The sequence below is a fragment of the Janthinobacterium sp. NFX145 genome (assembly GCF_049810325.1).
Taxonomy (GTDB): Bacteria; Pseudomonadota; Gammaproteobacteria; order Burkholderiales; family Burkholderiaceae_D; genus Janthinobacterium; species Janthinobacterium rivuli.
The window spans coordinates 2,591,386-2,603,613 of the sequence record NZ_CP187360.1 but is presented as its reverse complement, the minus strand read 5'-3'; the positions used below and the strand labels follow the sequence as shown (position 1 = coordinate 2,603,613).

The window sequence follows — 12,228 nt, the reverse complement described above, 5'->3', positions numbered from 1 at the left end:
GTCATGCTCCCATGCGCACCGCGCCCAGACGGCGGCGGCGTTTGAAAACGATCTGGCCCAGCACCCAGAAGCTGAAGCGGAACAGCAGGGCCAGCAGGATGTACAGCACCATCACGACGATGTAGATCTCGAAGCTGCGGAAGGTTTCCGAGTCGAGCAGGTGGGCGGCGGCCGTCAGTTCTTCGGCGGAAATGGCCGATACGACGCTCGATGCCAGCATCATCAAGGTGAACTGGCTGGCCAGCGCCGGATACACTTTTTCCAGCGCCGGCAGCAACACCACGTGGCGCATCACCTGCCAGCGCGTCATGCCCAGCGCCTGCGCCGCTTCCAGCTGCGACGGATGCACGGCGCCGATGCCGGCCCGCACGATCTCGGCAGCATAAGCACCGAGGTTGACCGTCATGGCCACGAGCGCGGCACCGTTCGCGTCAAGCTGCAAGCCCAGCGACGGCAAGCCGAAGTAGATGATGAACAGCTGCACCAGGAACGGCGTGCTGCGGATGATCTCGACATAGGCGCGCACCACGGCGCGGGCATAGGCGGGACCGTTCTTCAGGATGACGGCGGCGCAGACGCCCACCACCAGCCCCAGCACCATCGATAAGGCGCTCAGGCGTATCGTCAGCGCCGCGCCCCACAACAGGCGGTCCAGCGATTGCATGACGAGTTCGAAATGAAATTCATACGGCATACTCAACTCCTTTCTACGTGCGCGTCCCCGGCCGCGCCACCGTGGCGGCGCGCCGTGCGGACAAGCACTATCGCTGTGCGGGTGGCGGCATCAGAAGGTCGGCAGCGCCGGCAGCGGCGCGCCGCTCCACTTGCGCGCGATGGCGTCGAGTTCACCGTTCAGCTTGACGTAGTAGATGAAGTTGTTGAGCCACTGGTGCAGCTCGAAGTCGCCGCGGCGCACGGCCATCGAGTTCGGTTGCAGCGAGTAGGAGAAGCGAACCTCGATCTTGCCCGCGCCGCGCGTCTTGATGATGTCGAGCGCCATCGTGCTGGGGATCGAGACTGCGTCGACCTGCTTGCTGAGCAAGGCCTGGGTGACGGTGGCGTCATCCTCGAAACGCACGATGCTGGTGCCGGCCGGCGCCATGCGGCTCAGCGCCGTGTCGTTCGTGGTGCCGCGCGTCACGCCCACTTTCTTGCCCTTCAGGTCGGCCAGGGCCTTGAATTTGCCGCCGACCGGCGCGACGATGGCCAGCTCGAACGCGCTGTAGGGCATGGTGAACATCAGGGTCTTGGCCCGTTCCGGCGTGGGCGCCAGGGTCGCCACGAGGAAGTCGACCTTGCCCGATTCCAGCGACGGCACGCGCGACGGTGCCGTCAGGGGCACGATTTCCACGGGCAGGTTCAGGTATTTGCCGATCAGGTTGGCCACGTCGACGTCATAGCCGACGGGCCCGCCCTTGGCGTCGATGCTGCCAAACGGCGGCGTGCCGCTGACGACGCCGATGGTCAGCTTGCCCTTCTTGATCAGGTCGCCAAGCGTCTGGGCGCCGGCGTCGGCCGCCGCGCCGAGGGCGCACGTTGCTGCCAGCGCGCAGGCCACGATTTTCGCGTAAAACAGTGTCGTCATCTTCATGCTCAGTCTCCTGTGATCCCGGTACCGGCCTCGTCGAGGCACTTCCGGGAATATTGTCAAATGGACGATTTATTTCGTCTCTTGCCGTTTTCCACCTTTACTACGCTTGACTATCCACTCCCCTTTCCAGTGTGAATACAATCTATGAAACCGGTTCCATAACCTTTCCAAAAAAAAGGGCAAGGCCCTCTTTCCCGTCAGTCTCCGCCCCGGGTGGAATTGCGCACGATCAGCTTGCCAGGCAACAGCACTTCGCGCGGCGGGCATTGCTCGCCCTGCAGGCGCGACAGCATGCACGTCATCGCCGAAAAGCCGATTTCATAGGTCTGCTGCTCGATCGTGCTCAGGCCCGCCAGCGGCGACCATGGCAATTCGTCAAAGCCCAGCAAGCCCACGTCCTGCGGCATGCGCAAGGCGAGGCGCTGCAGCATCAGCGCCAGTTCCAGCGCCACCATGCCGTTCGAGGCCAGCAGCGCCACGCGGCGGCCGCGCCACTGCGCCAGGCATTCCCGCACCTGCGCGTCGATGGAAGGCCGGTCGTCCAGGTCCACCGCCAGCACTTCGCCCACGCAGCCCGGATGCTCGGCCATCACGGACTGGAAACCGTCGGCGCGCATCAGGCGCGAGCTGACACCCGTCAAGGGCGGCGCGACAAAGGCGATGGCGTCGAAACCTTGCTCGATCAGATGCGCGGTAGCCAGGCGGCCCGCCTGCACATTGTCCAGCCCCACCAGGTCGAAATCGGCGCCCTCGATGCGGCGGTCGACCAGCACGATGGGCATGCCCGCCTGCTGCAAGTCGGACGACTCGATGTTGCGCCCCTGCGTGTTGACGATCAGCCCTTCCACGCTGTACGAGCGCAGCGCGGCCAGCGACTGGCGTTCGCGCTGTTCGTCATTGCCGGTATTACACAGAATCAAGGTATAGCCATGTTGCTGGCAAGCCGCCTCCACGCCTTGCAGCACGGCCACCGTGTAGGGATTGAGCATGTCGGCCACGACCATGCCGATCAGGCGCGTGCGTCCCCGCTTGAGGCCGCGCGCCATCTGGTTCGGCTGGTAGCCGAGGCGCGCGATGGTGCTGGTGATCTGCTGGCGGATATTCTCGGACAGGGCGTCGAGCTCGCCGCCGAGAAAGCGCGACACGCTCGTCTTCGACACGCCCGCCTCGCGCGCCACCTGGGCGATGGTCACGGGCCGTGCCGGCTCGCCGGAGAGGGTTTTTTTATTGCCGCGTACTGAATCCAAGCTTGTTCTCCACTACCTGTTGACCTGCATATTTTTATTTTGGAACCGGTTCCAAAGATAGCACCCACGCATCGATGACGCAAGCGATTTGATTGCCTGTGGCGGCGAAGGAACACGATGGGCGCATGAATGAAAAAACGCCGCCCGACCTCGGCAAATGCTGAGGGCGGGCGGCGCTGACTAAAAAATTACTGGACGACGGTGTAGCAAGGCACGTATGCCGTACCCGCCAGTTTCATGCGGTGCTGCGCCACGAAGGAAGCGAGCAGCGCATCCATCGGGCCGGCGATGGATTTGTCGCCGTGGATCTCGAAGTTGCCGTGCTCTTCGATCGAGCGGATGCCGTCATCCTTGACGTTGCCCGCCACCACGCCGGAAAACGCGCGGCGCAGCTGGGCCGCCAGCAAATGCGTGGGCTGGTTCTTGTGCAGGCTCAGGTTGCGCATGTTTTCATGCGTGGGGTGGAAGGGCTTCTGAAACTCATGATCGATCTTCAAGAGCCAATTGAAGTAATACGCGTCGCTATGCGCCTTGCGGAATTCGCGCACCTGGCGTATGCCTTCGAGCATCTCGCGCGCCACCAGTTCCGGGTCGTCGATGATGATTTTATAGCGCTGCTGCGCTTCCGGACCCAGGGTGTCGTGGATGAACTGGTTGATTTGCACGAAGTACTCGCGCGACGTTTCCGGCCCCGTGAAGATCAGCGGGAAGGGAATTTCCGCGTTGTCCGGGTGCAGCAGGATGCCGAGGATATACAGAATCTCTTCGGCCGTGCCCGCGCCGCCGGGGAAGACGACGATGCCGTGGCCGGCGCGCACGAACGCTTCCAGGCGCTTTTCGATGTCCGGCATGATGACGAGATCATTGACGATGGGATTCGGCGACTCGGCCGCGATGATGCCCGGCTCGGTGATGCCGAGATAACGGCCATTGTGCAAACGCTGCTTGGCGTGGCCGATGGTGGCGCCCTTCATGGGGCCCTTCATGGCGCCGGGGCCGCAGCCCGTGCAGATGTCGAGGCCGCGCAAGCCCAGCTGGTAGCCCACTTCCTTCGAATAATTGTATTCGGCGCGGTTGATCGAGTGGCCGCCCCAGCACACGACCAGGTTCGGGTTGAGCTGGGTTTGCAACACGTTGGCGTTGCGCAGGATGTGGAAGACGGCGTCCGTCACGCCTTCCGTGCTCTGCAAGTCGAATTTCGGGTTGCCCGTCACTTCATCGCTGACGAAGATGATGTCGCGCAGCACGGCGAACAGGTGCTCGTGGATGCCCTTGATCATCTTGCCGTCGACAAAGGCGATGGCTGGCGCGCCCTTGATGTCGAGCTTGATGCCGCGCTCGCGCTGGATGATGGAGATTTCAAACGACTGGTAGCGCTCCAGCAGGGCGCGGCCATCGTCGATGGTGCTGCCGCAATTCAGGACCGCCAGCGCGCAGCGGCGGAAAGTGTTGTACAGGCCGCCCTGGCTGGTGTCGAGCAGTTTGTTGACTTCAGTCTTGGAGAGCACGTCCAGGCGGCCTTCCGGTGAAACCAGAGTATCGATAACGTCGTGTTCCATAATGCGAAAAATCCCTTTAAAAATCGATGCTCGAAGGTCATGCAGCCTTAATATACGACAAGTCAGGCAAGTTGTGCTGTGCCGCCGCAAAATCGCCGGTGCCGCCCTTGTCTGCAAACCGGTTTGAACAATATGAAACAGTCATTCTTGCTAATGCGAATCGAAATCTTCGCTCAGCGCAATTTGTAGATTAGAATGCCAGCCTATTGGAATTCCCGTGCGTGAGGTTCTTCATGAGAGTCCCCGCCGCCCGCAGGCTTCCATAAGTTCGTTGTATCGATTGACTATAATAATTTTTCAGGAGGAACCGCATGAGCGGTGCGACTACGCCCAACAAGGAAGCCGTTATTCCCGAGTTCAAGCAGATTATGGGCCATCCAAGCCCATTGTGGATGTTGTTCATGACTGAATTCTGGGAACGCTTCGCGTTCTACGGAGTTCGCTGGGCGCTGGTACTGTACATCGTGGCCCAGTTCCACGCTGGCGACGGTTCGGGACAGGCAGCGGCCAACCTGACCTACGGTTCCTTCCTCGCGCTGGTGTACGCCGGCGCCCTGTTCGGCGGCTATATCGCCGACCGGGTCATCGGTTACCAGCGCTCGATCCTGCTGGGCGCCGTCTTCATGGCTGCCGGCCTCTTCTGCATCTCGGTACCGAACCAGGACATCTTCAACCTGGGCCTGGCCACCATGATCGTCGGTAACGGCATGTTCAAGCCGAACATCTCGACCATGGTCGGCAAGCTGTACACGACCGCCGATCCGCGCCGCGACAGTGGCTTCACGATCTTCTACATGGGCATCAACATGGGCGCCATGGTTGCCCCTGTCTTCACCCAGTGGCTGGCCGAGTCGATCTTCGGCACCAGCGCCATGCCGTCGTACAAGATGGTCTTCATGGCATCCGGTTTCGGCATGCTGATCAGCCTGGTATGGTTCGCCATCGGCCGCCGCGCCCTCAAAGGCATCGGCGCTCCGGAAGCCGGTTCCGGCAACCCGATGCGCGTCGTCTGGGTGGCCGTCGGTTCCCTATGCGTGATCCCGCTCGTCTACTTCCTGCTGACCGTCGGCGCTGAAAAGCTGCAAATCGTCCTGACCGCGCTGTTCATCGGCCTGGCCGTGATGCTGATGATCGAAGGCATACGCAACGGTAAAGTGGCGCGTGACCGTGTCATCGCCATGCTGCTGATCTTTGTCTTCAACATCCTGTTCTGGATGTTCTTCGAACAGGCAGGCAGCTCGTTTACCTTCCTGGCTGACAAGATCGTCAACCGCGACCTGGGCTTCTGGATCTTCCCGACCGCCTACTTCCAGACCGTCAATTCGGTCGCCATCATCGTCTTCGCGCCGATCATTGCCGCCATCTGGGTCTTCCTGGCGCGCCACAACGTCAATCCGTCGATCCCGCGCAAATTCGGCCTGGGCTTGCTGGGGAACGCATTGGCCTTCGGTTTGCTGATCTTCGCTCTGTCGAGCCTGGTTGGCGCCGACAACAAGATCCCGTTCTGGACCCTGACCACCGTCTACGTGCTGCAATCGATCGGCGAGCTGTGCCTGTCGCCTATCGGCCTGTCGATGGTCACCAAGCTGGCGCCAGTGCGCCTGGTCGGCCTGGGCATGGGCGGCTGGTTCCTGTCGACTGGTATCGGCAACAACCTGTCGGGCATCTTCGCCAGCCACGTCAGCGGCACCAGCGGCATGTCGGTGCAGTCGGCCCTGTCCGGCTACACCTTCGGCTTCTGGTCCCTGCTGGGCGCCGGCGTGATCCTGTTCCTGATCGCACCGCTGATCAACAAACTGATGCATGGCGTGAAGTAAGCGTTCTGCCTTAGCTGACAACGGCGGCCTGCGGGCCGCCGTTTTTCATTCCAGCGCCGGTTTTCCCCTTGCCGGGCGGTACAATACGGCCAGGGCCACCGGCCACTCCACTCACATCACCAAAGAATATTATGTCCAGCATCTCCACCACCACGCCCCTCTCCGACGACGAATACGCCGAACTCGACACCCTGCTGGCCGCGCCTGCCCTGGCCGGCCGTGCCATGGACGTGTCGATGCTGGAAGGTTTTCTCACGGCCGTCGCCCTGAGTCCGAAACAGATCGCGCCAGAACAGTGGCTGCCGTGGGTGTGGGACAAGGCGACCGGCAGCGCCTCGCCAGCACAGGATGAGGCCAGCGAACGGGCGGCCAGCCTGGCGCAGCGCCACCACGCCTATATGGTCGAATGGCTGGCGAAGGACCCGGACAGCTTCGAGCCCATCTATGTGTGCGGCCCGGAATGGAGCGTACCCGCCTGGTGCGCCGGTTTTGTACTTGGCACGAGCCTGGACAAGCCCCAGTGGGCCGCCCTGGCCGTCAGCCACCCGCAATACCTGGCACCGTTCCAGCACCTGGCCACGGCCGGCGAACTCGATGACGATGCCGCTGAAACGGCCATGGATGGCGTGATTCCTTGCGTGATCGCCATCAACGCGGCCTGGGCGCGCCAGCGCCACCTGAAAAGCCAGGCACACAGCCAGCCCGGCGCCACGGTCTTGCGCGAACTGCCGAAGACGGGCCGCAACGACCCGTGCCACTGCGGCAGCGGCAAGAAGTACAAGAAATGCTGTGCCGATGCCGATAGCGCGGCGACCTAAGGCGACTCCTCCTTGCGCCAGCTGCTGACGGCCACCCTGCGCTTCCTGCTGCGCCACGCGCTGCAGTTCGCGCTGTTCATCGTCATCCTGCTGGCCGGACGCATGCTGCTGGCCGAATGGCGCGCCTACAGCGCCGGCAGCGAGGCCGTCGCCGCCCTCAGGCTGGCCGCCAACGGCGCCGATCATCATGGCGCCGGCCTGGCCGCTGCCGCCACGGCGCGTGTCAACGCCCTGCAAACGGCCTCGCAAGCGGCCATCGCCGCGCGCCTGGCGCAAGTGCAGGCGCAATTGACCGCTTTGCGCGCGCGGCAGCAGCCCTCGCTGTTCACCCTCCCCCCTGCCCGACACGAACACCCTGGCCCTGCACGCGCAAGACGAAGCGGCGCGCCGCGTGGAGATCGAAGTACTGATACAGGAAGCCCGTTATCTGACGGCCCTGCAGGCGGCGATCAGTGGCGAAGATGCACGCCAGACGCTGGCGCGCCTGCACGCGGACCACGTGCGCGCGTATGCGGCACTGCAAAATAATCTGCGCCAGCGCCGTGAACTGGAAGCGCAGCATCCGCTGGCGGCACGCCTGCCCGGCAGCGACGCCTATGCGCAGCTGTCGCAACTCGAAGCGCAGGGCCAGCGCCTGCGCGAGATCAACCTGCAAGCGTATCAAGCCGGGACAACGCAGCGCGCCCGCACCGGCGCCACGCACTCCGCCCGCCCCGCCCCATTTACCATCAACGAGCAAGCCTTGGCCGGCGCGCTGGCACCCGTGCAGGCGGCGATTACGGCCGGCGAAGGACAGCTGGCACGCAACTGGATCGCCCGCTGGCGCGCACCCGTCATGGACGTGGCACCCACGGCCGCCCTGCTGGTCTTGTCGGCCATGTTGCTGCCCGTGGCCATCAAGGCCTTCTTTTTACTTCGTGCTGGCACCCGGCGCTGCCCGTTTGCCGCCGCTGTCGATCGCGCGCGCATTGCAGCTCAACGCCGCCAGCCTGCCCCTGCCGCCGCAGGGCGAATCGCGCATTTCCGCCGTCTCGCAGGGCTTGCTGCTGCAGCCTGGCCAGCGGATGCTGATCCATCCCGAATACCTGCAATCGTCGCCCGTCAGTACGCATAAACGTACGCAGTGGCTGCTGGACTGGCGCTTCCCGTTCACCAGCCTGGCCGCCGGCATGGTGGCGCTGACGCGGCTGGAAAGCAGCGAGCCGGCATCCGTGACGATATCGGCCAGCGACGACCCGCTGCTGGAAGTGGCCATCGTCCACCTGCCGGCCGGCAGCGCCCTCGTATTCCAGCCACGGGGCCTCGTCGGCCTGGTCTGCGATGCGGACCAGCCTTTGGCAATCAGCAGCCACTGGCGCCTGGGCAGCCTGCATGCCTGGCTTACCTTGCAGCTGCGCTTCATCGTTTTTCGCGGCCCCGTCACCCTGATCGTGCGCGGCTGCCGCGGCGTGCGCCTGGAACGGGCTGGCCAGGGGCGCTCCATCAGCCAGTCCGCCACCCTGGGTTTTACCACCGACGTGCTGTATTCGACCCTGCGCAGCGAAACCTTCATCCCCTACCTGCGCGGCCAGCAGGCGCTGCTCAACGACCGCTTCGATGGCGACAACGGCGTCTACCTGTACGAAGAAACCCCGCGCCATGGCAAGCAGCCGGGCAAGGTGGGCAGCTGGTTCGAAGGGTTTACTGACGCGATTTTAAAAATATTCGGCATCTAGCCGGAAAGAACACCATGAGCGATATCCTGTTTGCCGATTTTCTCGAGGACCATGCCGTGTATGCGGCGGCCGAGGCCTACTGGCAGGCACGCCTGGCCTTCCTCGACGGCCAGTGCGCGCCGTATCTGCGCACCGCGTTTGCCAATGGCCAGCCGTTTTATGACGGCAATCCCATCGTCAACCTGGCGGACAGGAACGCCGGCAAGGCGGCGCGCATCGTGCAGCAATGCCCGCGTGAATTCGGCCACGGCTACACGAGTTTCGAGCAAGCCATCGAGCTGGCCTGCAGCGATGGGCAGCTCCCGGCGCAGGAAAAGATCATCGTGCTGACCTTGACGCAGGAGACGGCGCAAAGGGCCGAGGATGAATTGCGGGCGTGGTTCATGCCGGGCTAAAGGCCACACCCTCCGGCACAAAATCGGGCTGCAGCAAACCAAAGACGTGCAGGTCGACAAACACGCCATTTAACAGCTCCCCTTGCCGCAGCACGCCCTCGTGCGCAAACCCCAGCCGCTCGGCCAGCGCCATGCTGGCGTGATTGCCGGCCGCGCACTGTAATTCGATGCGGTGCAACTGCAGCGCGCCAAACGCATGCGCGAGGACGGCGCGTACCGCGGCGCTGGCGATGCCCCGGCCCTGGAACTGGCTTCCGAGGTAATAACCGATCCGGGCATTGCGCTCCGCTGCGTCGATGTCTTTCAGGCGGATGCTGCCGCACAAGGCCGTAGCGGAGAAAACATGCCACTCCAGGACGTCACCGCTGGCTGCGCGCGCGCAAGCGGCCTGCAGATAGGCCTGCGCCTCGCCGAAGGAGTCCAGCTGCACCACGGCGGGCAAATAAGCTTGCAGGTGCTCACGGTTTTGCGCCACCAGGGTGGCCAGCGCTTGCGCGTGTTCAGGCAAGGTTGGAACAATGGAAATATCAGGAAATGCTGAAAGAGTCAGATGCATAGATCCCTGGCGGGCCGGTAAAGTTAAAGTGGAAACGCGCAGCCATAGCGCTACGCCGCAATCGAATGCGACACCGTCAGCCACTCGCCCGGCTGCAGATTCGCCGCCGCCTCGCGCGTGGCCAGCACGCTGTCGGGGTCCAGGTCGGACCGGTTCAGCTTGTAGGAATAGGCGAAATCGTCGGCATCGAATGCCTGCCCCGCCTTGACGTAATACTTGAAGCCGACAAAGGAGTCGGGATTGGTGACGACCGAATACTCAAGCGTGACATTGTTCATGGCGGGCCTCGTCGACGACGGTGAAGTAGCCATTATGCGTCAATTCCGGCGGCAGCGAATCCTTGCGGCAAGTCAATAGCCGTGCCGGCTGCCGGCGCTAGAGTGGCCTGAGCCAATCACCAAATGGAATGCCATGCGCACCTTGCTCACGAAGATCCGCAACACACTGGCGCCGCAGGCGGGCCTGCCGGCGGCGGCGCGCATGGAGCGGCTGTCGGACCGGCGCGGCCTGCCCGCCTTCGATCCCGGCCCGCAAGCCGTCGTCAAGGCCTGCACGGCCTGGCTGTGCGCGGCGCAGGATCATTCCAGCTCAAACGACGGCGGCGTCGCGCGCGACTACAATTTGCTGAAGGGCTGGTCGAGTTCGTACCCGGAGACCACCGGCTACATCATCCCCACCATGATCGCCCTGGCGCGGCGCACCGGCGATCATGGTGAAGATGAGGCCCTGCACGGGCGCGCGCGCCGCATGCTCGATTGGTGCGTGGCCATCCAGTTCCCCGAAGGCGGTTTCCAGGGCGGCAAGATCGACTCCACCCCGCGCGTGCCCGTCACCTTCAACACGGGCCAGATCCTGCTGGGCCTGGCCGCCGGCGTGGCAGCGTACGGCGAAACCTACGAGGACGCCACGCACCGCGCGGCAAGCTGGCTGCGCGACAGCCAGGATACCGACGGCTGCTGGCGCCGCCATCCGACGCCGTTCGCCAGCGCCGGCGACAAGGCTTATGAGACGCACGTGGCCTGGGGCCTGTTCGAAGCGGACCGCATCGCACCGGGCCACGGTTATGGCGCGGCCGGCTTGCGCCAGGTCGACTGGGCGTTGACCAAACAGCGCCCCAACGGCTGGTTCGCTTCCAACTGCCTCGACAACCCGCTGCTGCCCCTGACCCACACCATCGGCTACGCCTTGCGCGGCGTGCTTGAAGCGCACCGTTTTTCGGCGCGCGCCGACCTGCTGGACGCCGCCGCGCGCACCGCCACGGGCGTCGCCAACGCCGTGGCGGCCGATGGCTACCTGGCGGGCCGCCTCGGCCCGGACTTCCAGCCTGGAGCCGATTACGCCTGCCTCACGGGTTCCGCGCAAAATGCGCATTGCCTGTTCCTGTTGTACCGGCTCACGGGCGAGCGGCGCTACCTCGACGCGGGGCGGCGGCTGAACCGTTACGTACGGCGCTCCATCAGCATCGACGGTCCCGCGCACGCGCGCGGCGGCGTCAAGGGCTCGTTTCCCGTCGATGGCGACTACGGCAGCTGGTCCTACCTGAACTGGGCCGCCAAATTCTGCATCGATGCGAACCTGCTGGAAATGCAAATTGGCGATGCTTGAAAAGACAAAAAGCGCCATCCACGCCGCGCTGGAAGCGTGGCGCCGCGCCGCCAGCGTACGGCACCTGCGCCAGAGCAGGCCCCACGTGACGCGCGCCACGCTGGCGTCCGGCCTGGCGCGGCTGGGCGTGGCGCCAGGCGATACGCTGTTCGTGCATTCCTCGCTGAAAAGCCTGGGCTACGTGGAAGGCGGCGCAGTGGCCGTGGTACATGCCCTGCAGGACGCCGTCGGCCCGCAAGGCACCTTGCTGCTGCCCACCTACTATCTGCCCGGCGGCACGGTGCGCGCCACCTGCGCCATGCCGGACTATGTATTCGACCCGCGCCGCCATGGCACGCACATGGGCCGCCTGCCGGAAGCCTTTCTGGCCAGTGATGCGATCCACCGCAGCATCCACCCGACTCACTCCGTGTCCGCGTGGGGCCGCCATGCCGCCGATCTGACCGAGGCACACCACCGCGCGCCCTCGATCTTCGGCATGGGCTCGCCGTGGCAGCGCTTCATCGGCTGCGACCAGGCGAAGGTGCTGGGCCTGGGCATTTCCATGGGGCCCGTGACGTTCTACCACGCGCTGGAAGACGCCATGGGCGACGCCTTTCCCGTGCCCATCTGGGAAGACGATGTAAAGCTGCTGGCTTGCCTGGACCACGCCGGCCGGCGCTGTGACGTGCCCGTGCGCCCGTTCGACCAAGTAGTCGCCCAGCGCCGCATCGACCATGCAAGCCGGGATGATTTGCGCGATTATTTTGCGCGCGAGTTCGATGCCGCCGGCCTGCGCGTCAACGGGCAAGTTGGCGATGCGGCATCGTGGGCCATTCCGGCGCAGGCCTTCTTCGAGCACCTGCGCCAGCTGGCGTCCGACAACGTGACGATCTACGCCAGCGCGGAGCAACTGGCGGTGCGGCCCATCGCTCGTGCATAAAAA

The 12,228-nt window shown here is 64.1% G+C and carries 13 protein-coding genes; 7 read left to right on the top strand and 6 right to left on the bottom strand.

Features of this window, described 5'->3' with window-relative positions; genetic code table 11:
- Position 1 precedes the first annotated feature (1 nt).
- From ACPJXG_RS11610 to ppnN, 4 genes are all read right to left on the bottom strand, one after another.
- Positions 2 to 694 carry an amino acid ABC transporter permease gene (locus ACPJXG_RS11610; RefSeq protein ID WP_425254336.1) on the bottom strand — a complete coding sequence of 231 codons (693 nt, stop codon included), beginning with the start codon at positions 692 to 694 and terminating at the stop codon, positions 2 to 4.
- 90 nt (positions 695 to 784) lie between these two features.
- Entirely contained in the window at positions 785 to 1,591 is an 807-nt protein-coding gene (locus tag ACPJXG_RS11605) for a transporter substrate-binding domain-containing protein (RefSeq protein ID WP_425254335.1), read from the bottom strand.
- Positions 1,592 to 1,788: 197 nt separating this feature from the next.
- A complete protein-coding gene (locus ACPJXG_RS11600) occupies positions 1,789 to 2,838 on the bottom strand; it encodes a LacI family DNA-binding transcriptional regulator (RefSeq protein WP_402718550.1) in 1,050 nt (349 codons plus the stop codon).
- A gap of 188 nt (positions 2,839 to 3,026) precedes the next feature.
- Positions 3,027 to 4,397, bottom strand: a complete 1,371-nt coding sequence (gene ppnN, locus ACPJXG_RS11595; RefSeq protein ID WP_035819612.1) for a nucleotide 5'-monophosphate nucleosidase PpnN — start codon at positions 4,395 to 4,397, stop codon at positions 3,027 to 3,029.
- A 311-nt stretch (positions 4,398 to 4,708) separates the two neighbouring features.
- Between ppnN and ACPJXG_RS11590 the strand changes: the two genes are divergently transcribed.
- From ACPJXG_RS11590 to ACPJXG_RS11570, 5 genes are all read left to right on the top strand, one after another.
- Positions 4,709 to 6,214 (top strand): peptide MFS transporter, encoded by a 1,506-nt coding sequence (locus ACPJXG_RS11590; protein WP_425254334.1) that lies wholly within the window; start codon positions 4,709 to 4,711, stop codon positions 6,212 to 6,214.
- 131 nt (positions 6,215 to 6,345) lie between these two features.
- Complete coding sequence (locus ACPJXG_RS11585) at positions 6,346 to 7,032, top strand: UPF0149 family protein (protein WP_425254333.1); 687 nt, start codon at positions 6,346 to 6,348, stop codon at positions 7,030 to 7,032.
- Positions 7,033 to 7,044: 12 nt separating this feature from the next.
- Positions 7,045 to 7,560: a hypothetical protein gene (locus ACPJXG_RS11580; protein ID WP_425254332.1), complete on the top strand. Its 516-nt coding sequence runs from the start codon at positions 7,045 to 7,047 to the stop codon at positions 7,558 to 7,560.
- A 440-nt stretch (positions 7,561 to 8,000) separates the two neighbouring features.
- Complete coding sequence (locus tag ACPJXG_RS11575; protein ID WP_425254331.1) at positions 8,001 to 8,747, top strand: hypothetical protein; 747 nt, start codon at positions 8,001 to 8,003, stop codon at positions 8,745 to 8,747.
- Positions 8,748 to 8,761: 14 nt separating this feature from the next.
- Entirely contained in the window at positions 8,762 to 9,142 is a 381-nt protein-coding gene (locus ACPJXG_RS11570; RefSeq protein ID WP_425254330.1) for a hypothetical protein, read from the top strand.
- On the opposite strand, the gene ACPJXG_RS11565 is transcribed toward ACPJXG_RS11570, so the two are convergent.
- Complete coding sequence (locus ACPJXG_RS11565; RefSeq protein WP_278316200.1) at positions 9,129 to 9,650, bottom strand: GNAT family N-acetyltransferase; 522 nt, start codon at positions 9,648 to 9,650, stop codon at positions 9,129 to 9,131. The genes ACPJXG_RS11570 and ACPJXG_RS11565 overlap by 14 nt on opposite strands.
- Before the next feature lie 98 nt (positions 9,651 to 9,748).
- Positions 9,749 to 9,976: a hypothetical protein gene (locus ACPJXG_RS11560; RefSeq protein WP_035819625.1), complete on the bottom strand. Its 228-nt coding sequence runs from the start codon at positions 9,974 to 9,976 to the stop codon at positions 9,749 to 9,751.
- 133 nt (positions 9,977 to 10,109) lie between these two features.
- Between ACPJXG_RS11560 and ACPJXG_RS11555 the strand changes: the two genes are divergently transcribed.
- Both ACPJXG_RS11555 and ACPJXG_RS11550 read left to right on the top strand, forming a co-directional pair.
- Positions 10,110 to 11,303: a hypothetical protein gene (locus ACPJXG_RS11555; RefSeq protein ID WP_425254329.1), complete on the top strand. Its 1,194-nt coding sequence runs from the start codon at positions 10,110 to 10,112 to the stop codon at positions 11,301 to 11,303.
- On the top strand, positions 11,296 to 12,225 hold the full coding sequence (locus ACPJXG_RS11550; RefSeq protein WP_425254328.1) for an AAC(3) family N-acetyltransferase: 930 nt from the start codon (positions 11,296 to 11,298) through the stop codon (positions 12,223 to 12,225). The genes ACPJXG_RS11555 and ACPJXG_RS11550 overlap by 8 nt, the downstream gene beginning before the upstream one ends.
- Positions 12,226 to 12,228 lie beyond the last annotated feature (3 nt).

Excerpts from the sequence above, each read along its gene's own strand:
- ACPJXG_RS11610 (WP_425254336.1), bottom strand. The coding sequence starts at position 694 with ATGCCGTATGAATTTCATTTCGAACTCGTCATGCAATCGCTGGACCGC.
- ACPJXG_RS11605 (WP_425254335.1), bottom strand. The coding sequence starts at position 1,591 with ATGAAGATGACGACACTGTTTTACGCGAAAATCGTGGCCTGCGCGCTG.
- ppnN (WP_035819612.1), bottom strand. The coding sequence starts at position 4,397 with ATGGAACACGACGTTATCGATACTCTGGTTTCACCGGAAGGCCGCCTG.
- ACPJXG_RS11590 (WP_425254334.1), top strand. The coding sequence starts at position 4,709 with ATGAGCGGTGCGACTACGCCCAACAAGGAAGCCGTTATTCCCGAGTTC.
- ACPJXG_RS11585 (WP_425254333.1), top strand. The coding sequence starts at position 6,346 with ATGTCCAGCATCTCCACCACCACGCCCCTCTCCGACGACGAATACGCC.
- ACPJXG_RS11570 (WP_425254330.1), top strand. The coding sequence starts at position 8,762 with ATGAGCGATATCCTGTTTGCCGATTTTCTCGAGGACCATGCCGTGTAT.
- ACPJXG_RS11560 (WP_035819625.1), bottom strand. The coding sequence starts at position 9,976 with ATGAACAATGTCACGCTTGAGTATTCGGTCGTCACCAATCCCGACTCC.
- ACPJXG_RS11555 (WP_425254329.1), top strand. The coding sequence starts at position 10,110 with ATGCGCACCTTGCTCACGAAGATCCGCAACACACTGGCGCCGCAGGCG.
- ACPJXG_RS11550 (WP_425254328.1), top strand. The coding sequence starts at position 11,296 with ATGCTTGAAAAGACAAAAAGCGCCATCCACGCCGCGCTGGAAGCGTGG.